Source organism: Desulfomicrobium salsuginis (genome assembly GCF_054657795.1).
The window spans coordinates 585,977-604,616 of the sequence record NZ_BAAHYA010000002.1; the positions used below are offsets into that span (position 1 = coordinate 585,977).

Annotated in this window: 20 protein-coding genes; 6 read left to right on the forward strand and 14 right to left on the reverse strand. The window is 64.2% G+C overall.

The genetic code is table 11. From position 1 onward, the window contains the following. Positions 1-3: 3 nt before the first annotated feature. The 12 genes from ACYQ3G_RS09850 to ACYQ3G_RS09905 form a co-directional block, all read right to left on the reverse strand. A complete protein-coding gene (locus ACYQ3G_RS09850; RefSeq protein WP_459825418.1) occupies positions 4-291 on the reverse strand; it encodes an amphi-Trp domain-containing protein in 288 nt (95 codons plus the stop codon). A gap of 60 nt (positions 292-351) precedes the next feature. Beyond that, positions 352-1,110 (reverse strand): MlaA family lipoprotein, encoded by a 759-nt coding sequence (locus tag ACYQ3G_RS09855; protein ID WP_459825420.1) that lies wholly within the window; start codon positions 1,108-1,110, stop codon positions 352-354. Next, positions 1,103-1,681 (reverse strand): MlaC/ttg2D family ABC transporter substrate-binding protein, encoded by a 579-nt coding sequence (locus tag ACYQ3G_RS09860; protein ID WP_459825422.1) that lies wholly within the window; start codon positions 1,679-1,681, stop codon positions 1,103-1,105. Before ACYQ3G_RS09860 ends, ACYQ3G_RS09855 begins: the two co-directional genes overlap by 8 nt. After that, positions 1,678-2,136: an outer membrane lipid asymmetry maintenance protein MlaD gene (gene mlaD / locus ACYQ3G_RS09865; RefSeq protein WP_028577262.1), complete on the reverse strand. Its 459-nt coding sequence runs from the start codon at positions 2,134-2,136 to the stop codon at positions 1,678-1,680. The genes ACYQ3G_RS09860 and mlaD overlap by 4 nt, the downstream gene beginning before the upstream one ends. Then, the gene (locus ACYQ3G_RS09870) at positions 2,133-3,323 is read right to left on the reverse strand and encodes an ATP-binding cassette domain-containing protein (protein ID WP_084435463.1); all 1,191 of its coding nucleotides are present in this window, start codon (positions 3,321-3,323) and stop codon (positions 2,133-2,135) included. The genes mlaD and ACYQ3G_RS09870 overlap by 4 nt, the downstream gene beginning before the upstream one ends. Before the next feature lie 4 nt (positions 3,324-3,327). Then, the gene (locus ACYQ3G_RS09875; protein WP_028577261.1) at positions 3,328-4,119 is read right to left on the reverse strand and encodes an MlaE family ABC transporter permease; all 792 of its coding nucleotides are present in this window, start codon (positions 4,117-4,119) and stop codon (positions 3,328-3,330) included. After that, a complete protein-coding gene (locus ACYQ3G_RS09880) occupies positions 4,116-4,958 on the reverse strand; it encodes an HAD hydrolase family protein (protein WP_459825426.1) in 843 nt (280 codons plus the stop codon). The genes ACYQ3G_RS09875 and ACYQ3G_RS09880 overlap by 4 nt, the downstream gene beginning before the upstream one ends. Further along, a complete protein-coding gene (locus ACYQ3G_RS09885) occupies positions 4,955-5,827 on the reverse strand; it encodes a pyridoxamine kinase (protein WP_459825428.1) in 873 nt (290 codons plus the stop codon). Before ACYQ3G_RS09885 ends, ACYQ3G_RS09880 begins: the two co-directional genes overlap by 4 nt. Before the next feature lie 111 nt (positions 5,828-5,938). After that, positions 5,939-6,214 carry an HU family DNA-binding protein gene (locus tag ACYQ3G_RS09890; RefSeq protein WP_028577258.1) on the reverse strand — a complete coding sequence of 92 codons (276 nt, stop codon included), beginning with the start codon at positions 6,212-6,214 and terminating at the stop codon, positions 5,939-5,941. A gap of 385 nt (positions 6,215-6,599) precedes the next feature. After that, positions 6,600-8,456 carry a YgiQ family radical SAM protein gene (locus ACYQ3G_RS09895; RefSeq protein WP_459825429.1) on the reverse strand — a complete coding sequence of 619 codons (1,857 nt, stop codon included), beginning with the start codon at positions 8,454-8,456 and terminating at the stop codon, positions 6,600-6,602. Positions 8,457-8,567: 111 nt separating this feature from the next. Beyond that, entirely contained in the window at positions 8,568-9,131 is a 564-nt protein-coding gene (locus ACYQ3G_RS09900; RefSeq protein WP_459825431.1) for a periplasmic heavy metal sensor, read from the reverse strand. A gap of 185 nt (positions 9,132-9,316) precedes the next feature. Next, positions 9,317-9,658 (reverse strand): nucleotide pyrophosphohydrolase, encoded by a 342-nt coding sequence (locus tag ACYQ3G_RS09905; RefSeq protein WP_028577257.1) that lies wholly within the window; start codon positions 9,656-9,658, stop codon positions 9,317-9,319. A 172-nt stretch (positions 9,659-9,830) separates the two neighbouring features. Here ACYQ3G_RS09905 and zraS point away from each other — a divergent pair, with 172 nt between their 5' ends. Next, on the forward strand, positions 9,831-11,192 hold the full coding sequence (gene zraS, locus ACYQ3G_RS09910; protein WP_459825433.1) for a two-component system sensor histidine kinase ZraS: 1,362 nt from the start codon (positions 9,831-9,833) through the stop codon (positions 11,190-11,192). After that, complete coding sequence (locus ACYQ3G_RS09915; protein ID WP_459825435.1) at positions 11,189-12,538, forward strand: sigma-54-dependent transcriptional regulator; 1,350 nt, start codon at positions 11,189-11,191, stop codon at positions 12,536-12,538. Before zraS ends, ACYQ3G_RS09915 begins: the two co-directional genes overlap by 4 nt. Before the next feature lie 6 nt (positions 12,539-12,544). Here ACYQ3G_RS09915 and ACYQ3G_RS09920 read toward each other — a convergent pair whose 3' ends face one another. Together ACYQ3G_RS09920 and ACYQ3G_RS09925 are read right to left on the reverse strand one after the other, a co-directional pair. Continuing rightward, complete coding sequence (locus ACYQ3G_RS09920; protein ID WP_459825437.1) at positions 12,545-13,330, reverse strand: carbon-nitrogen hydrolase family protein; 786 nt, start codon at positions 13,328-13,330, stop codon at positions 12,545-12,547. Positions 13,331-13,412: 82 nt separating this feature from the next. Next, positions 13,413-13,793: a response regulator gene (locus tag ACYQ3G_RS09925; RefSeq protein ID WP_459825440.1), complete on the reverse strand. Its 381-nt coding sequence runs from the start codon at positions 13,791-13,793 to the stop codon at positions 13,413-13,415. 422 nt (positions 13,794-14,215) lie between these two features. Here ACYQ3G_RS09925 and ACYQ3G_RS09930 point away from each other — a divergent pair, with 422 nt between their 5' ends. The 4 genes from ACYQ3G_RS09930 (at position 14,216) to ACYQ3G_RS09945 (ending at position 18,603) form a co-directional block, all read left to right on the forward strand. Beyond that, on the forward strand, positions 14,216-14,527 hold the full coding sequence (locus ACYQ3G_RS09930; protein ID WP_459825442.1) for a DUF485 domain-containing protein: 312 nt from the start codon (positions 14,216-14,218) through the stop codon (positions 14,525-14,527). Beyond that, positions 14,524-16,071, forward strand: coding sequence for a sodium:solute symporter family transporter (locus tag ACYQ3G_RS09935; protein WP_459825444.1), 1,548 nt, complete (start codon positions 14,524-14,526; stop codon positions 16,069-16,071). Before ACYQ3G_RS09930 ends, ACYQ3G_RS09935 begins: the two co-directional genes overlap by 4 nt. Positions 16,072-16,107: 36 nt before the next feature. Next, positions 16,108-17,157 (forward strand): putative nucleotidyltransferase substrate binding domain-containing protein, encoded by a 1,050-nt coding sequence (locus ACYQ3G_RS09940; RefSeq protein WP_459825446.1) that lies wholly within the window; start codon positions 16,108-16,110, stop codon positions 17,155-17,157. A gap of 141 nt (positions 17,158-17,298) precedes the next feature. Beyond that, positions 17,299-18,603 carry a (Fe-S)-binding protein gene (locus tag ACYQ3G_RS09945; protein WP_459825448.1) on the forward strand — a complete coding sequence of 435 codons (1,305 nt, stop codon included), beginning with the start codon at positions 17,299-17,301 and terminating at the stop codon, positions 18,601-18,603. The last annotated feature ends 37 nt before the right edge of the window (positions 18,604-18,640 follow it).

Consider the following 18,640-nt stretch of genomic DNA (forward strand, 5'->3'; position numbering starts at 1 on the left):
GCCTCAGCAGGTCTTCCAGCTGATTTCGATCTCCAGCTTGGTCTTGGCTTCGCCGTCCTTTTCCTTGCGTTCCACGCTGTATTCGATCTCTACGTCCTTGGGTACGGCGACCGTCACGGGGCCGTCTTCGGTGGCGAATTCGATCTGGCGGCGGGAGAGACCTTCCGCGACTTCCTTGAGCAGCACTCCGGCCATGTAGGCCAGGCGGGTTTCTTCGATTTCCACGAGCTTCTTCTTGTCGGACATGTCTTCCTCCGTATCGTTGGGGTGATCCTGTTCGAGGTCAGCCATCAAAAGATCGCCCGCATGGGAAAAAGTCAAGCGTGGCCGCGTGGCGTCACGTTCCTGTCGCTATTCCTTTTCGAGGCCGCGCCTGTACTGGAAGAAGACGTCCTTCATGCTCGTGTAGTGATCGAAGGATTCCTTCTTGATCTCCTTGTAGGCCGGCAAGGCCGCCGACGCCGCGTTCGTCTTGTCATGCCCGACGAGGGCGTACCTGGCGCTGTCGGGCGTGACCAGGGACAGGGGGTTCAGGAAGGAGTCCGCCACTGTGCCGAATACGTCGCGTACCGAGGACGGGCCCATGATGGGGAGTACGACGTACGTGCCTTCACCGAGTCCGTAGAAAGCCAGGGTCTGGGAGAAGTCCTCGGGGGAGGCCTGCAGGGCTGGCATGTTGCGGGTCACGTTGAACAGGCCGCCCACGCCAAAGACCGTGTTCAGGGCGAAGGAGGCCGTCTCTTTGGCCATCTTGTCGAACTTGAACTGCAGCAGGGCGTTCACAAGCCTCACGGGGTAGGCCAGGTTGCGGTAGAAGTTGCCGAAGCCGTTGCGGATGTCCTGGGGAAAGAAGCCGGTGTAGAACGTATCGAAGGGCGAGAAGACGTAGGTGATGAACCCGTCGTTGAAGGAGAACACGCCTCGGTTGAAGCCTTCGATGGAGTCGGGGTAGGGCTCGCCGTTCCCGTTGTCCTCGTATTCGTCTCCGTTTTGAACGGCCTGCGCCGAGGCGTCTGCGGCCATGGAGGGGGCGGTTTTCTTTCCGGCGCAGCCCTGAAGCATGAACACGGCCAGGGCGACGCACACGAGGATGAGGATGCGTTTACTCATTGGTTTTTTCCTTCAGGATGGCGATGAGTTGATCGGGCGAATTCTTCTGCAAAATGCTCTGGAACTGCGACCGGTAGTTCTTGACCAGGCTGACGTTCTCCACGGACACGTCGTAGACCTTCCAGGAGGCGTCCTTGCGCAGCATGTAGTAGATGACGGGGATATTCAGCTGCGGCGAGGTGATGGTCGTATGCACCTCGGCCAGGGTGTCTGATTTGACGATCTCCTGGTTGAAGGCGACCACCTCGCCGTTGTAGGCCACGGATTTCTTCAGGTAGACGCTCTTGATGAGTTCCAGGAACAGGACCTGGAACTCGTCGCGCTGCTGTGGGGTGAAGGTCCGCCAGTACTGTCCAAGGGAGCGCTTGGACAGTTCCTCGGAGTCGAAGAACCCGTCGACGATGCCTTCGATTTTCTGCATCTGCGCGTCACGGGTGGCCTCGTCCTTGTATTCGGGCGAGGACAGGATGGCGACCACGGCATCGACGTTGGAGCGGATGTAACTTGTCGGCGTGTCCAGGGCCAGGGCCACGGTGGGCAAAAGGAGCAGGAGAAGGAACAGTTTTTTCATTTTTCGACGCTTCCGAATACATATTTGGAGATCATTTCCTCGATGTCGAGGGCAGCCTGGGTGTCCTGGATCACGCCTCCGGTCTCGAGCATGGCGTCATCGGCGCCGGGCGTGATGCTGACGTACTTGTCGCCGATGAGGCCGCTGGTCTTGATGGCCGCCACGGAGTCCACGGGGATGCCAACGGCGTTCTGGACCTGCATGGTCACCACGGCCTGATACAGGGTCTGGTCCAGGGTAATGTCGGCGACCTTGCCCACGGCCACGCCGGATATTTCGACGTTGCTTCCAGGGCGCAAGCCGTTCACGGCCGTGAATTTGGCCGAGATCATGTACGAGTCGCCGGAAAAGAATGTCGTGTTGGCCAGGGTCATGGCCAGATACGCCGTACAGCCGAGCCCGATCAGGATGAACAGGCCGATGGAGATGTGCATGGATGAGCTTGAGATTTTCATACGTACTTCTTGGAGGTTGCAAGTGCTTCCTGGACAGCCGTGCAGGCGTTGACGCCTTTGGTGGCTAGGGTCCCGCCGATTTCGACCTGCAGTCTGTGCCGATGGCAGAAGGTTTCGACGCTCAGGGCCCCGAAATAGTCCGCGAGACGCTTCAGGAAGGTTTCGAGAAGGGATGCGTCCCTGGTCTTGGCGGCCAGGACGAGGATTTCCTTGGAGAACATTCCGGCGCAGGCGCCCGCGGGCAGGAAGCCCTGCACGTATCTGGCCAGCTGCTTGATGATGGCGTGGGCCAGGAGGTTCCCCTTGTAGTCCATGATGGTCCGCATGCCGACCAGGCGGATGGTGGCCACGACCACGTGCTCGTCCCGGCCCGATTCAGCGCTGAAGTCGTCGATCTTGCGGGTCAGGGCCAGCCTGTTGTGCAGTCCCGTCAGCTCGTCGATGAGCAGTTCGTGGCCGTGGGTGTAAGGGTAGAGCTCCGGGTCGGCCGACTGTTCCAGGGCGATGGGGGAGCCCGAAAAGACGATGTGTCCCTCGTCCAGGATGTTTACGGTCTGGGCGATGTAGAAGATGTCCGGGATGTCGTGGGTGATGATGACCGCGGTGAAGTTCAGCTTCTCGTAATAATGGTGGATCATGGAGAAGACGGTCTTTTTGCGGATGGGGTCCAGGCCCGTGGTGGGCTCGTCGAAGAAGATGATCTCCGGCTCCGTGACCAGGGCCCGCGCCAGGGCCACGCGTTTCTGCATGCCCCCCGAGATCTGCTTGGGGTACATCTGGGCCACTTCCTGCAGTTCGAGCTGCTCGATGCGCGCCCTGACCTTGTCCTCGATCTGACGGCGCTTGAAGACGAACTTCTCCCGCAGGGGCAGGGCGATGTTCTCGAAGACCGTCATGGAGTCGAAGAGGGCGTTGTTCTGGAACATGTAGCTGCAGCGCTTCTTGACGGCCGAAAACTGACGGCGGTTCATGGTCGAGTAGGCCTGGCCGTCGAAGACGATGTCGCCGCTGTCGGGCTCGATGAGGCCGATGATGTGCTTGACCAGGACGCTCTTGCCCCCGCCGCTCTTGCCGATGATGGCCGTGATCTCGTTGCGCCGGATATCCAAGGAGGCGTTCTTCAGGATGGTCCTGCCGCTGAAGGCCTTCGTGATGTTGCGCAGTTGGATGAGTGGTGTCTCGCTCATGGGCTCACATCAGGAAGGAGGTTATGACGTAGTCGGCGATGAGGACGTACACGCAGGACTGGACCACGGCCGATGTCGTGGAGTTGCTGACGCCTTCGGCGCCGGCGCTCGACTGGTTCTGGTGGGTGTAGTAGCCGCAGTAGCAGCAGATGGTGATGACGATGAAGGCGAAGACGAAGGATTTGATGAAGCCCCCGGTGACGTCCTCCAGGAGCAGGCTCGACTGGATCTTGCTGAAGTAGATGCCCGAGCGGGTGCTCAGGAGCAGGGACGAGAAGTAGCCGCCCATGATGCCCACGCAGTCGAAGATCGCCGTCAGCAGTGGGAAGCATATCAGGGAGGCGATGACCTTGGGCGTGACGAGGTAGCGCACGGGGTCCACGTCCATGGTGGACAGGGCGTCGATCTGCTCGGAGATGCGCATGATGCCGATCTCGGCGCTGATGCTCGACCCTGCCCGGCCGATCAGCATGATGGCCGTCAGCACCGGCCCCAGTTCGCGTACCAGGGATAGGGCCACGGCCACGCCGAGCATGCCTTCGGCGCTGAACTTGATGAGGGTGTAGTAGCCCTGCAGTCCCAGGACCATGCCCGTGAAGAAGGCCACGAGAATGATGATGTTCAGGGATTTGAAGCCGATGAAGTGGATGTTGTAGAGCACCTTGGGGAAAAGCTTGCGCACGTGGATCATGCCCAGGAGCGACATCAGGGAGAAGACTCCCCACTGTCCCACGTTGCGCACGATGGACAGCGAAGTTGCCCCGATCAGCGCGGGGAAGGCGAATATGCTTTTCATGAACGCTCTGCGTCTGCCTGCAGCAATTCCATATAGTGCGCGATAGCTCTGGCCACCGCATCGCTGGTGTTCGGGGCGGTGATGTAGGTTTCGTCGCCCAAAAATGAATTTCCGATCTTGAAGGGCACATGCGCCATGTCGAGCATGTCCCTGTCGTTGTGGTCGTTGCCGATGGCGGCGATCAGCGTTTCCTGCAGTCCGTGACGGTCGACGATGTCCCGCACGCCTTTGGCCTTGGAGACGCCCGCCGCGAAAATCTCGATCCATACGGAGCGGTCGTCCAGGGGCGAGGTGGCCCGGATGACGCTCAGGCCCGCGAACTCCCGAGCGAGGAGCGCATGCATCCCCTCGTCCTCGGCGTCGACAACGGCCAGAACCTGGGACGCGGCGTCCATGCCCGGGCAACCACTCATCTCGCGTCCATGCGCCGCATAGAGGGCCAGCCTGCGCTCGAAGTCCTCGACCCGCTTCCGGCCTCGGCTGAAGGCGAAACCCCGGTTCCCGGGGAAATCGTCATGGACCATGAAGCTCAGGTCGAGCCCGCGCAAAGCTGAACAGATAGCCTGAATTTCGTCCGCCAACAAGCGGGAAGAACGCAGTACCTCCCGGGTTCCCCAGTGCACGACCTGATTTCCCGTGGAAAGAACGAGATAGTCCGCCGGAAAGCCGTCCGGCAGGCAGGCTTCGGCCGAGTGCAGGGCGCGTCCCGTGGCGACGACCCGCAGGATGCCGTGATCGCCGAGGGTCGCGAAGGCGTCGAGATCCTCGGGGGAGATGCGTCCGTCGCGCAGCAGGGTGCCGTCCAGGTCGCTGACGAAGATGCCGCGGTACGGAGTCATATCAGTTCGAAGCTGCTCATGGACACGGGTGCGTTCAGGCTTGGCAGCACCCGTTCCAGGAAAACGCCTTCGCGCTCCGGAAAATTGTGGCCGAATGTCGTCCTGATGGCCATGGACACAAACTGCACGGCCCTGTCCAGGGACAGGGGGAGCGAGTCGCCCTGCAGGAGGGATCCGCTTATCACGCTGGCGAAGATATCTCCAGTCCCAGGGTAACATGCCGGAATGTAAGGGCATGCGACTTTCCAGTAGCGGCCGGCCGCGCGGTCGTAGGCCACGACGGACGTGCCCCGGACAGAGTCTTCGGGCACGCTGGTGATGATGACGCAGCGGGGTCCGAGGTCCGAAAGGGCGGCGGTCCAGGCTTTGATCTCGGCCGTGTCGGACGGGGTCGGCAGGGACGATTCGCCCAGCAGCAGGGCCGCTTCCGTGATGTTCGGGGTGATGACGTCGGCCGAGGCGACAAGGCTGCGCATGCCGGCCACCATCCCTTCGCCCATGGTGTCGTAGAGCCTGCCGTCATCGCCCAGGACCGGATCGACGACCACCAGCGTGTCGGGGTTGCGGAAGTCGCGGATGAAGTCGCGGACGATGTCGATCTGTTCGACGGAGCCCAGGAACCCGGAGTAGATGGCGGCAAAGGACAGGGACAGCCTGCGCCAGTGCGTGATGATGAGGCGCATGTCGTCGGACAGGTCGCGGAAATGGAAGTCCGTGAAGCCGCCCGTGTGGGTCGAGAGGATGGCCGTGGGCAGGCTGCAGACCTGTATGCCCATGGCCGAAAGAATGGGGATCACTGCTGAGAGTGACCCCCCGCCGAATCCGGAGAGATCGTGGATGGCTGCTACGCGCTGGATAACGGAATGCAATGCCGGAGCTCCATGACACGGCATTCAATCCTTCCTGGAGAGACCGATTGAAACCGTCGTTGAAAGTGTGCCGCGAGCAATTGCGCCGAAACGGCCTGCTGTCAACGGGTTTTAGCTGTTCAGGAAGTCCAGCAGTCCTTTGCCCGCCTTGAAGAAAGGCATCTTCTTGGGCTTGACCTGCACGGAGTCGCCGGTCTTGGGGTTGCGCCCTACGTAGCCTTCGTACTGTTTGATCTTGAAGCTGCCGAACCCGCGGATTTCGATCCGGTCCCCGCGCAGCAGCGCGTCGCGCATGGAATCGAAGAAGCTGTCGACGATGGTCGACGCTTCATCGTTGGAGATTTTGATTTTTTCTGCAAGGGACTGAATAAGTTCGCTTTTGTTCATCTTCTGCTCCGGATTGCGATTCGTGAATACTGCGGATCGCGGCGCGGGTTTCTCCCATGCCGGCATGTTCCATCCCTGTCATCACACCGCTGCGGCCTTGGCCATGTCCGGTCCGCGTGCGGCTTTCCCCCGAAAATTGAAACCTTGATAATAAAAACCAAGAACTTTGGGAAGTTATTCTGGACATGTTTGCCAAAAAAAATTCATTGGGCTGTCGTGGAACCGCATCTCGCGGCCGCAGGCCGTGCGGGAGGCAGACAGGAAATGTCACTTGTCCCTGATATTAAAGCGGAAATAATAAAAAGACAACTATCTTCTTGAAAAGACAGCCATAAAAATTTCACCCCGACTTCAGGTGCGGGCGGGGCAAAAAAAGAGGGTTGGGCTAGCGTTTCACTCGTCGCGCAGATTTTTCCGCGCGTTTTTGCGGTGATGCATTCCGTTCGCCCGGTTTCTGGCGCGGACAGGCGGCGCCGCAGGAGGCGGGGCGCGGCGAGTTGTGTGGCTTGACCGGGGATGCGCCCTTGCGCGCGGGCCTGTGCTCCTCGGGCGGCATGAGAATGCGGTGCTGGCGCAGCCGCTCCTCGTCGGTCCGGGCCACATGGACGGGTTTGCCGTCGGGAGTGATGCCGGCCACGAACATGGCCGTGGCCACGGCGCCGGGGATGGGGATGAAGCACTGCACCTGCCGGGGTTTCCAGCCGCGGGTGGCGAGCCAGCGCCCGAGGGTGCGCATGTCCTCGTCGGTGGTGCCGGGGAAGGCGCTCATGAGGTAGGGGATGACGTACTGTTCCTTGCCGGCCCGTTCGGATTCGCGGGCGAAAACCGTCAGAAATTCCTCGAAGACGCGGATGCCGGGCTTGCGCATCAGGCGCAGCACGTTGTCGCAGACGTGTTCGGGAGCGATCTTGAGTTGGCCGCCGACGAATTCGCGCAGGTACCCCTGCAGGGCGGGCATGTCCTGCAGGGCCAGGTCGAAGCGCACGCCGCTGGCCACGCGCACCCCCTTCACGCCGGGCATCTTGCGCAGCCGGCGCAGAAGGTCCAGGTGGGCCTTCTGGTCCATGCGGAAATGGGGGCAGACCGTGGGCGTCATGCAGCTGGCGCGCTTGCAGGACTTGTCGTCCTTGGCGCACTCGGCCCCCCACATGTTGGCGCTGGGGCCGCCCACGTCGGTGATCTGCCCCCGGAAACCGGGGCGTTGGGTCATGCTCCTGACCTCGTCCTCGATGGAGGCGCTGCTGCGCGAGGCGATGCGCCGGCCTTGGTGCAGGGCCAGCGTGCAGAAGGAGCATCCGCCGCCGCAGCCGCGGTGGCTTGTCACGGAGTCACGGATCATCTCCTCGGCCGGGATCGGCTTGTCGTAGGATGGGTGGGCGGTGCGGGCGAAGGGCAGAGCGTAGAGACGGTCCATCTCCGCCGTGGCCAGGCGCTGCGCCGGCGGCTCGACCACGACGACGCGGTCGCCCGCACGCTGGGCGGCCCGGTCCGTCCCGTCGTGGACCTGTTTTTCCATGAGCAGGGTGGCGCGCATGAGGAGCTTCGGGTCGGCCACGATTTCCTCGTGGCTGGGAAAGAGGATGGCCGCGTCGACGGCTTCGGCGGCCGCGCCCGTCGGCGCGGTCACGGTGCCGGGAATGCCCGTCAGATCCGAACCTCTCTCCAGCCGCAGGGCGATGTCGATGAGGGCCCGCTCGCCCATGCCGTAGACCACGGCATCGGCCTTTGCGTCGAGAATGATGGGCTTGCGCAGGGCGTCGGTCCAGAAATCGTAGTGCGTGATGCGCCGCAGGGAGGCCTCGATGCCGCCCAGGACCACCGTCAGCCCGGGGAAGGCCCGGCGCAGGAGGTTGGTGTAGACGATGCACGCCCTGTTGGGGCGCGCCCCGGCCATCCCGCCCGGGGTGTAGGCGTCTTCGGAGCGCTTCTTGCGGAAGGCCGTGTAGTGGGCCAGCATGGAGTCGATGGCACCCGCCGAGACCCCGGCGAAGAGGCGTGGCCGGCCCATGGCGGTCAGGTCCTCGGGTCCGTCCCAGCGCGGCTGGGTGACGATGCCGGTGCGCAGGCCGTGGGCCACGAGGGTCCGGCCCAGGAGCGCCATGGCGAATGACGGGTGGTCGACGTAGGCGTCGCCGCTGACCAGAAGCACGTCGAGCTCGTCCCAGCCCAGACGTTCCATTTCAGCACGGGTCATGGGCAGGAAGGGGGGCTGGGCCAGGGTGGGGCGTGTGAAAAGGCTCATGGTTCGGGGCTATAGGCTGCCCGGGAGCGTGGGGCAAGGACAAAAAAGGCGGCCCGAAGGCCGCCAGGGGGGAGAGGGGCGATGGCGCCGTGCCGGGCGGGATGCGCGGGGTTAGATGTTGTCGCCGTCCGGGCCGGAATTGTCCGGGTTCGCCGTGCAGGGGGCGAAGCCGCCCATGCCGCGGGGTCCGAGGTCGTTCTGGCCGTATCCGCCCATGCCGCGGGGTCCGAAGTCGCCCTGGCCGCGTCCGCCCATGCCGCGATGTCCGCCGCGGTGGCCGAAGCCCATGGGCAGGTCGATGCCCACGTCCTTCTGCACGCGGGCTTCCAGGGCGTCACGCTTGGCGTGGAGCTGGCCTCGCAGGTCGCCCATTTCGCGCACCAGGGCGGTGATCGCTTCGGGCTTGGTGTTGGGGTTGCCCGAAAGGGCCTTCAGCAGGGTGCGCTTCTCCCACATGGTGTCGCGCAGGGGCTGGGTTTCCTTGCGATGCTCGTCCAGGATGGCCTTCAGCAGATCCTGCTTTTCCTGGGTCAGCTGGGCCACGGCCGGGTTGCGGTCCAGGGCCTGGCAGTCGCCGCGTCCGCCCATGCCGCGCATGGGGCCGGCGAAGCCGAGGGAACTGACTGCGATGATGCCGACGATGGCCAGCGTTGCGATGATGCTCGTTCTTTTCATGATATCCTCCGGTGGTTGATGTGACATCGTTTGTGCACAGAGAATATCAAGGGCCGTGCCAAGTCGTTTTCCTGCGTTTAACTCGCTGAATTTAATCGGTTTATTTTTTCAGATCGGTATTCGGGCAGGATTCGGGACGTCCCGGCGGATAGAAACTGATCAGGCCCGCCATGCCGCCTGGTCAGTTATTGACCATCCGTGCCGCGGGTCAGCTTGGGGTTGTTCCAGTGCCGATCCTTGTCGCGTCTGGTTTTCTTCTCCAGATTGGAGCGCACGGCTTCGGTCAGGTCCACGCCGGTCTGGTTGGCGATGCAGGTCAGCACGAAGAGCACGTCGGCCAGTTCGTCGGCCAGATCGTTCTTCTCGGTCCCCTTGAAACTCTGATCCCCGTAGCGCCGGGTCATGATCCGGGCCACTTCGCCGACTTCCTCCATGAGGATGCCGAGGTTGGTCAATTCGGAAAAATAGCGGACCCCGTAGGTCCTGACCCATGCGTCGATGTCGTCCTGAAGTTCGCGAAGCTGCATTGCCCCTCCTTTTTCTCCCGCCTACGAAATACCGCCCGGCCTGGCAACGCGGTTTGGCCTGGGCGCTCGGGCAGGGAAATTGCTATGCATTCCCTTCACTGGTACCTTTCCTTTCACACCAACACCGCGGGAACCTACGGGAACATCCCTTCCACGTCCCGCGCGAGGCATCATGGACGCCACACATACGAAATCCACGGGCACGGCCGTGCCCTCCGGCTACCGACGGGCCCTGATAATCCTGGCCGTCGCCGCGGCCCTTTTTCTCATCTGGATCGCGGTTCAGGGCCGGGCGCGGGAGCAGCGGACCATCGCCCGCATCCTGACCACCCAGGGGGAGACCCTCATCCGCGCCGTCGAGGCAGGCCGGCGCATGGGCATGCGTGGCATGGAGGGGCGGCAGTTCCGCCTGCGCGGGCTGATGGACGAGATGGTCCGCGAGGGCGACCTGCGCTTCGTGGCCGTCATCGACGACAACGGCAGCGTCGAGAGCCTGAGCGAGGCCGAGGACGGCGCGGCCGCACCGGCCACGGTCCTGTCGGCGCTGCCCGTCTCGGAAGATCCCTCCTGGCGTGTCGTGCGCGAAGGCCGCGAGCCGGTCTTTGTGGTCTACCGCCTGTCGCGGCCGCCCCGTCGACCGATACGCAATTCCATGCACGGGGGCATGCACTCCCCGGAAGTGCAGCCGGAGGGACGCGTCGTCATCGCCGTGGGGCTGGACGCCGCCCTCTATCTGCAGGCCGCGCGTAAAGACATCCTGACCCTGGCCATGGCTGCAGGGCTGGGATTGACCCTTGTCTTCGCCGGCGGCGCCTCGCTTTCCTGGAGGCGCAAGGTGGCCGTCCTGCAGGCCGAGGTGACTCGCCAGGAACGCCTGGCCGCCATGGGCACCCTGGCCGCTGGCGTGGCGCATGAGATCCGCAACCCCTTGAGCTCCATCAAGGGCTTCGCCACGTATTTCCGGACCAAGTTCGAACCCGGCTCCAAGGACCATGAGCTGGCCGAGGTCATGATCGGCGAGGCGGACCGGCTGAACCGCGTCGTTTCGGAGCTGCTGGAACTGACGCGTCCGTCGGAGCTGCGGCTGGCCGACACGGTCCCTGCGGATCTGCTGACCCATGCCCTCAGGCTTGTGGAGCACGATTGCCGTTCCCGGGGCATCGCCGTGCAGACGCGTTTCGGAGACGTCGGCCCGGTTGTGCTGGATGCGGACCGCATGCTGCAAGCCGTCTTGAACGTGTTGCTGAACGCCATCCAGGCCATGCCGGACGGCGGGACTCTGAGCGTTTCGGCCCAGGCCGTGCGGGATCGTCTGGAACTGCGCGTGGCCGACACGGGCCCTGGCATCCCGCGCGAAGACCTGGACCGGGTCTTCGACCCCTATTTCACCACCAAGAACCAGGGTACGGGGCTTGGGCTGGCCACGGTGCGAACCGTCGTCGAGGCCCACGGCGGCCGCGTGCGCATCGCCTCGGAGCCCGGGCGCGGGACCGAGGTGACCCTGGATCTGCCGAAACGAGGAGAGAGACGATGAAGGCGCGCATTCTCGTGGTCGACGACGACCGGGCCCACCTGACCATGCTCACGGCCATGCTCGAAAGCTGGGGGTACGAGGTCGAGACGGCCCCCGACGGCTCGGACTCCGTCGAAATGGTCCGTCGGAAGGCTTACGACGTGATCCTGACCGACGTGCGCATGGCCGAGGTGGACGGCATCGAGGCCCTGCGGCGCATCAAGGCCTTCAACCCCTGCTTGCCCGTGCTGATCATGACAGCCTACTCCTCCGTGGACACGGCCGTGGGCGCCCTCAAGGCCGGGGCTTTCGACTATCTGCACAAACCCCTGGATTTCGACGAGCTGCGCAGCGGCCTGGAACGGGCGTTGGCGCACGGCGGTCTGCGGCAGGGCCAGGAAGGGGAGTCGCCGGCCGTCCCGGCCGGCATGATCGGGTCCGCCCCGGCCATGCGCGAGCTTTTCGCCATGATCCGGGCCGTGGCTCCGTCCGAGGCCTCGGTCCTGGTTCTGGGCGAGTCCGGCACGGGCAAGGAACTGGTGGCCCGGGCCCTGCACGAGGGCAGCCCGCGCGGCGCGCGACGGCTGGTTACGGTCAACTGCGCCGCCCTGGCCGAGAATCTGCTGGAGAGCGAGTTGTTCGGGCACGAGAAGGGCGCCTTCACCGGGGCCCAGCGCCAGCGTGACGGGCTTTTCGTGCAGGCCGACGGCGGCACGCTGTTCATGGACGAGATCGGCGAGATGCCCGTGGCCCTGCAGGCCAAGCTGCTGCGGGCCCTGCAGCAGGGCGAGGTGCAGCGCCTGGGCAGCGACAGGCCCGTGCGCGTGGACGTGCGGATCATCGCCGCCACCAACCGCGACCTGCAGGCCGAAGTGGCCGCGGGGCATTTCCGCGAGGACCTCTACTACCGACTGAACGTCATCGCCCTGCGCGTTCCGGCCCTGCGTGAAAGGCCGGAGGACATTCCGCTCTTGGCCAGATATTTCCTCGACCGCTTCGCCCAGCGCAACCGCAAGAGTTTCCGCGGCTTCACACCCCGCGCCATGGACCTCATGCTGCGCCATGACTGGCCGGGCAACGTGCGCGAGCTGGAGAACGCCGTGGAGCGGGCCGTCATCCTTGCACCGGGCGAGATGATCACGGAAAGGGACCTGCCCGCGGGCCTGCGCACAGGAGATCCGGGGCCGGGACACGACCACGATGTTTCCGTGCGAGCCGCCGGTGCGTCACTGGAGGACGCCGAGCGCGAAGCCATCGCGCGTACTCTGGAGCAGGTCGGCCACAACAAGAGCGAGGCCGCGCGAGTGCTCGGGGTGACCAGAGTCACCCTGCGCAGCAAGATGAGGAAGTTCGGGCTTGAGCCCTGAGACGCTTCAGTAGCGTTCGGGGGCGTAGCGGTCGGCCGTGCGGTTGTCGGCCAGGTCCGTCTCCACCAACTGGATGAGCAGGCCTGGCTGTCCGTAAGGCTGGTGGGCCAGGCAGGTGCCGTCGGGGGCGATGACGCTCGTGGCCGACTCCTGGCGGGCCAGGGCGTAGTTCACGCTGGCGAAGTAGACGCCGTTCTCCGCGCTGCGGCAGATCATGGCCTTTTCGTAGTAGGGGGCGTCGGGGTCGCACCAGTGCCGGGGCGTGTGCCCGGCCACGTTGCTGCCCGTGCACTGCGGGTGGAAAACGATGCTGGCCCCGCGACGGGCGGCCCAGCGCACGGTCTCCGGGTATTTCCAGCCTTCGTCGCAGATGACCACGCCGAACCTGACCCCCGCCATTTCGAACATCCGCCTGCCCTTGCCGGGCACATAGATGTCTTCCTCGCCGGGATCGAGCTGGATCTTGCACTGCGTCCCCAAAATGCTGCCGGTGGGCGAAATGACCTGGACCATGTTGAAGAGGCCCTTGTCCGAGGGCCATTCCATGGGCAGAATGACGCCGATGGAATGTTCGGCCGCCTTCCGCCGGATGAGGTCGCGGGCCTCACGGATCTGGTGCTGTTCGCTGAGCGGGATGCGGAATTTCCGGCCACGCAGCCCGGGCAGATACGCCGCGGGAAAGCAGAGGAGTTCGACGTCGAAGGACGCCGCATGGGAGATGTAGCCGAGTATCGTCTCGACGGCGTCTTCGATGGACGCGGGAACGGGTGCGGTGGCGAGTCCGATGCGCATGTGCAGTCCTTGGTGGGCGGTGGTCGGAAATCGCTTTGCACCTAAAGGAAATTTCCAGGAAATTCAAGGCTAAGGCGATAGGTCAGGAGGCGGGCGCGAACTCGGCGATCTTGGTGAGCAGGACGTTCATGTCCGTCAGGGGTTTGAACAGGATATCCGACGTGGTCAGGCCGATGGCTGAGAGGCTCTCGGGCAGGTTGTATTCCACCGAGCCCGTGAAGATGATGAACCTGAGCTTGGGATCGAGGCGGCAGGCGCGCAGGATGAACTCGTTGCCGTTCATGTCGGGCAGGCGCATGTCCACGATGCAGATCTGCGGACTGCCCGTTTCCACCTGACGCAGACCGTCTTCGGCGTTGGGGGACGTCATGACCGTATGGCCATGGTCCTCCAGGTAGTCGGCCAGGGATGAGCGGAGAAAATCCTCATCCTCGATGATCAGGATGACGGGGGGCTGGGACATACGGGCTCCGGTTTCGGTCTGCTTGTCATACACATGTCTGACGAATCGGTAGAAAGTATTGCACATTCGAGGTTATCAGACAAGACGCAGATTACGTACGTGTGTGCATCCGTCCGACAAAACGCGCCGTTCGCCGAGGATGGCGGTCGGAATCGATGTCTCGCGACCGCCCCGTGGCCTCTTCTTGGCCGGATCGAATCCCGCAAACCGGGCGGCTGACAAGGGCCGCCGGGGGATGTCCGCGGTCAGCGGCGGCGGGGCGCAGGCCAATGGCCTCTTGCGGGACGCCGATGGCGCCATGCCGTATAGTGGGCTCAACGTCCCTCTGACCGAGAAAGGCGTGCCTCCCTTGTGAACTATGGTACGAAGGGGGCTGCCGGAATGAACCGGCGCCCCGTTTCACCGCAGCAAGGGAGGACTTCATGCCAATCGTGTCCATCGGCAGCCTGGATCAGACGCGATTCCAGGAACTCGTCACCAGGAAGAGGGCCGTTTCGGCTGTTCTCAGCACCCTCATCCTGGCAATTTACTTCGGCTTCATTCTGATTCTGGCCTTTCGCCGCGATCTCCTGGCCCTCAAGGTCGGCGAGCACCTGACCCTCGGGGTGCCCGTGGGCCTGGCCGTCATTCTCTCGGCCTGCGTGCTGACCGGCATCTACGTGGCCTGGGCCAACAGCGTCTACGACGAGTCCGTGCGCGACCTCGTGGACGGCATGAGGGGGGAGGGGAAATGAACGAGTTCGCGTCCTCCATCGGCCAGCCCAACGTCGTGTCCATCGGCTTCTTCCTGGCCTTCGTGGCCTTCACCCTGGTCATCACCTACTACGCGGCCAAGCGCAGCAGGACGGCTTCCGAGTTCTACGCCGCCGGCCGATCGGTCACGGGCCTGCAGAACGGCATAGCCCTGGCCGGCGACTACATGAGCGCGGCGTCCTTCCTGGGAATCGCCGGCCTTGTGTCCCTCAAGGGCTACGACGGCCTCATCTACTCAATCGGCTTCCTCGTGGGCTGGCCCGTCATCATGTTCCTCATCGCCGAACCCCTGCGCAACTTGGGCAAGTACACCTTCGCCGACGTGGTGGCCTACCGCCTGCGCCAGAAACCCATCCGCGTGGCCGCTTCGTGCGGTTCCCTCATGACCGTGGCCTTCTACCTCATCGCGCAGATGGTCGGGTCCGGGTCCCTGGTCAAGCTCATGTTCGGCCTGCCCTACGAGGCGGCCGTCGTCGTGGTCGGCGCCATCATGATCGCCTACGTGCTCTTCGGCGGGATGCTGGCCACGACCTGGGTGCAGATCATCAAGGCCGTGCTGCTCCTGGGCGGGGCGACCATCGTCGTCGTCATGGTCCTGGCGCGCTTCGACTACGACCCCGTCAACCTGTTCGACGCCGCCGTGCTCCGGTACGGCCCCAAGGTCCTGGAACCGGGCGGACTGGTCTCCAACCCCTGGGACGCCGTGTCCCTGGGCATCGCCCTCATGTTCGGCACGGCCGGCCTGCCGCACATTCTCATGCGCTTCTACACCGTGCCCGACGCCAAGGCCGCGCGCAAATCCGTGTTCTACGCCACTGGCCTGATCTCCTATTTCTACATCCTGACCTTCATCATCGGCTTCGGGGCCATGGTCCTCGTGGGCCAGGACGTCATCACCGGCTTCGACAAGGGCGGCAACATGGCGGCCCCGCTCCTGGCCGAGGTCACCGGCGGCATCATGTTCCTGGGTTTCATCGCGGCCGTGGCCTTCGCCACCATCCTGGCCGTGGTGGCAGGCCTGACCCTGGCCGGTGCCACGACCTTCTCCCACGATCTCTACGCCAACGTCTTCCGCTCGGGCCGCTCCACCGAGGAGGCCGAGGTCAAGATGGCCAAGCGCGCCACCGTGGCCCTGGGCATCCTGGCCATCGGACTGGGCATCGCCTTCAAGGGGCAGAACGTGGCCTTCATGGTCGGTCTGGCCTTCGCCATCGCGGCCAGCGCCAACTTCCCGGCCCTGCTCATGTCCATCGTCTGGAGTCGCTTCAGCACCGTCGGCGCCACGGCGAGCATTGCCGTGGGTGCCGTTCTCGCGGTAGGGCTGATCATCCTCAGCCCCACGGTCTGGGTCGACGTGCTCGGCAACGCGCAGGCGATCTTCCCGTGGAAGAATCCGGCCCTCATTTCGCTGCCCGCTGCCTTCGCCGCCGGGTGGCTGGGGTCGGTCCTGGTTCCTGACACCGACGCGGTGGCCCGGTACGAGAGCCAGCGCGTGCGCAACTACCTCGGGGTGGGCGCGGAATAAACCGGGGCGGCACGCGCCGCCCCAAAACGGAGTCACATGGGGTTCGACGAGTCGTTTTCCCCCGACCTGGCCGGTGATGTCGTTGGGTGCAGCCCGGACCTGGCCAGCTACGTGCGCAGGCTGCAGGACCTGGTACTGAGCTGCGCCGACCGGGGAATGGACGGCGTCGGCGTCGGGCGTCTCGTGGCTGACGCCAACGACCGGATCATCGCCCGCGCCGCCGTCATGGCCGAAGCGGAGCTGGGGCCGCCTCCCTGCGGGTATTCCCTGATGGTGTTGGGCAGCGAGGGACGCCGGGAGCAGCTCCTGGCCACGGACCAGGACAACGCCCTGGTCTTCGCCCTGTCCGAAGAGCCTGCCGTGTCCTATTTCGAAGCCTTGGGCCGGCTGTTCCTCTCGATGCTCATCGAGGCGGGCGTCCCGCCATGCCCCCATGGCGTCACGGTGGACAACCCCGTCTGGCGGCGCAGCGCCGCGGCCTGGCGCGACGGCGTGAGCGCCATGACGCGCATGGTCGACGCCGACGCCGTCCTTCATCTGACCCAACTGGCCGATGCCCGCCACGTCCACGGCGAGGCTCCCCTGTTCGAGAACCTGCGCGGGCACGTGTCGCGTCAGGTCAGGGACACCCCCGTCCTGCTCATGTACATGGCCCGCGAGGCCCTGCGCTTTCCTCCCCCCTTGGGTTTCTTCAACGTCTTGGCCGTCGAGCGCAGCGGGCCTGCCAAGGGCGCTCTGGACATCAAGAAGGGCGGAGTCTTCCCCCTGACCCAGGGCATCAAGACCCTGGCCTTGGAACACGGTCTGCGCGAAACGGACACCCTGGACCGACTTCACGCCCTGCGCGGCGAGGGCGTCTTTTCCGAGGGCATGGCCACGGGTATGGAGGACGCACTGCGCCTCTTTCAGGATCTGCGTCTGCATGCCCAGGCCGCGGCCGTGCGCGCGGGGATGCCGCCTGACAACTTCGTCCGCCCGGACAGGCTGAGCGTTGCCGAACGTGAAAAGCTCGTAAACTGCTTTAAGTTTGTGGCGGAATTCCAATCTTTTCTCCACGCCAAGTACGGGTTGCACCTCATTTCTTGAGAGGACTTGTCGGCCTGCGGGAAAATTGTGCGTTTTTGTTCGTTATCGAACATAAAATGTTGACTTGCGAATATTGATGCTCAATAGTTATCCTTTCCGCTCGGCTAACGGATATTTTATCGCCATTGAGCAAGGGTTTCCGTGAGCACCTCTCCAAACTGCATGAGTCATGAACTGCGGACCTTTCTGGACCGCTTCGATTTCGCCTCCTGTCTGGTCTGCGGCTCCTGCGCCAATGGCTGCCCGATCACGGGAACACCCGGCATGGACGGATGGGACACGCGCAAGGTCATGCGCCTGCTGGCCAACGGCCTGGTCGGCGAGGTCGTGGCCTCGGACTTCCCCTGGCTGTGCACGGGCTGCGGCCGCTGCGCCGGCGTCTGCCCGGCCGGCATCGACATCCCCTCGGTCATGGCCCACATGAAGAGCCTGCGTCCCCGCGAGGCCGTGCCCGGATCCCTGCACAAGGGCATGGCCAACAATCTGGCCACGGGCAACAACCTGGCCATCAGCCGGGAGGAATACCTCGAAGGCATGCGCGACCTCGGCCGTGAACTGGCCGAAGAGTGCCCCGGCTTCTACGTGCCCGTGGACAGCAAGGGCGCGGACATCCTCTTTTTTCCCAACTCCAAGGAAGTGTACGGCGACTTCGAGGACCAGTTCTGGTGGTGGAAGATCTTCTACGCCGCCCGCGAGAACTGGACCGTCCCGTCCGAGGGCTGGGAGGCCGTGGACTGGGCGCTCTTCACCGGCAACTACGAAGCCAACCGCGAGCTGGCGCGGCGCAAGATCGAGTACATGCGCGAGAACGCCATCGGGACCATGATCATGCCCGACTGCGGCGGCGGGTCCTACGGCTGCCGCAAGGGCATGAGCGCCCTCACGGCCGAGAACCCCGACAACGCCGTGGGCTTCGTCTACCTCTACGACTATCTCCTGAACCTCATCCGCACGGGCCGCATCCGCCTCGACAGGTCCGTGCACCGCGGCAAGCGCTTCACCTACCACGATTCCTGCAAGCACGGCCGCGAACTGGCCGCCCACTACGGCCACGGCTACTTCGACGAGCCCCGCGAGATCGTCGCCGCCTGCGTCGAGGATTTCGTCGAACTGACCCCGACCCGCGACAAAAACTTCTGCTGCGGCGCCGGCGGCGGCATGTGGCCCATGCCCTTTGAACAGGAATCGGCTTGGCACGCGCGCTACAAGTACCGCCAGATCAAGGACTCCGGCGCCGACGTCGTGGTCGTGGGCTGCTCCAACTGCCGCGACCAGATCATGCGCCGCATCCCGAAATTCTACCCCGACTGCGACTACGAGGTGAAATACCTCTGGCAACTCGTGGCCGAGGCCCTGGTCATCGAACCGTGGGATGACGCGCGCATCGCCGCCGCACGCGTTGAGGAGAGGGCGCAGTGGGAGCGGCTGGGGGTGGCGGAGGAATAGGGATGCCTCCGGCGGGCAGGGGGCGCGGCCCCCTGCA

Excerpts from the sequence above, each read along its gene's own strand:
- ACYQ3G_RS09870 (WP_084435463.1), bottom strand. The coding sequence starts at position 3,323 with ATGAGCGAGACACCACTCATCCAACTGCGCAACATCACGAAGGCCTTC.
- ACYQ3G_RS09855 (WP_459825420.1), bottom strand. The coding sequence starts at position 1,110 with ATGAGTAAACGCATCCTCATCCTCGTGTGCGTCGCCCTGGCCGTGTTC.
- mlaD (WP_028577262.1), bottom strand. The coding sequence starts at position 2,136 with ATGAAAATCTCAAGCTCATCCATGCACATCTCCATCGGCCTGTTCATC.
- ACYQ3G_RS09875 (WP_028577261.1), bottom strand. The coding sequence starts at position 4,119 with ATGAAAAGCATATTCGCCTTCCCCGCGCTGATCGGGGCAACTTCGCTG.
- ACYQ3G_RS09935 (WP_459825444.1), top strand. The coding sequence starts at position 14,524 with ATGAACGAGTTCGCGTCCTCCATCGGCCAGCCCAACGTCGTGTCCATC.
- ACYQ3G_RS09895 (WP_459825429.1), bottom strand. The coding sequence starts at position 8,456 with ATGAGCCTTTTCACACGCCCCACCCTGGCCCAGCCCCCCTTCCTGCCC.
- ACYQ3G_RS09915 (WP_459825435.1), top strand. The coding sequence starts at position 11,189 with ATGAAGGCGCGCATTCTCGTGGTCGACGACGACCGGGCCCACCTGACC.
- ACYQ3G_RS09920 (WP_459825437.1), bottom strand. The coding sequence starts at position 13,330 with ATGCGCATCGGACTCGCCACCGCACCCGTTCCCGCGTCCATCGAAGAC.
- ACYQ3G_RS09930 (WP_459825442.1), top strand. The coding sequence starts at position 14,216 with ATGCCAATCGTGTCCATCGGCAGCCTGGATCAGACGCGATTCCAGGAA.
- ACYQ3G_RS09940 (WP_459825446.1), top strand. The coding sequence starts at position 16,108 with ATGGGGTTCGACGAGTCGTTTTCCCCCGACCTGGCCGGTGATGTCGTT.
- ACYQ3G_RS09890 (WP_028577258.1), bottom strand. The coding sequence starts at position 6,214 with ATGAACAAAAGCGAACTTATTCAGTCCCTTGCAGAAAAAATCAAAATC.
- ACYQ3G_RS09905 (WP_028577257.1), bottom strand. The coding sequence starts at position 9,658 with ATGCAGCTTCGCGAACTTCAGGACGACATCGACGCATGGGTCAGGACC.
- zraS (WP_459825433.1), top strand. The coding sequence starts at position 9,831 with ATGGACGCCACACATACGAAATCCACGGGCACGGCCGTGCCCTCCGGC.
- ACYQ3G_RS09925 (WP_459825440.1), bottom strand. The coding sequence starts at position 13,793 with ATGTCCCAGCCCCCCGTCATCCTGATCATCGAGGATGAGGATTTTCTC.
- ACYQ3G_RS09850 (WP_459825418.1), bottom strand. The coding sequence starts at position 291 with ATGGCTGACCTCGAACAGGATCACCCCAACGATACGGAGGAAGACATG.
- ACYQ3G_RS09900 (WP_459825431.1), bottom strand. The coding sequence starts at position 9,131 with ATGAAAAGAACGAGCATCATCGCAACGCTGGCCATCGTCGGCATCATC.
- ACYQ3G_RS09860 (WP_459825422.1), bottom strand. The coding sequence starts at position 1,681 with ATGAAAAAACTGTTCCTTCTCCTGCTCCTTTTGCCCACCGTGGCCCTG.
- ACYQ3G_RS09880 (WP_459825426.1), bottom strand. The coding sequence starts at position 4,958 with ATGACTCCGTACCGCGGCATCTTCGTCAGCGACCTGGACGGCACCCTG.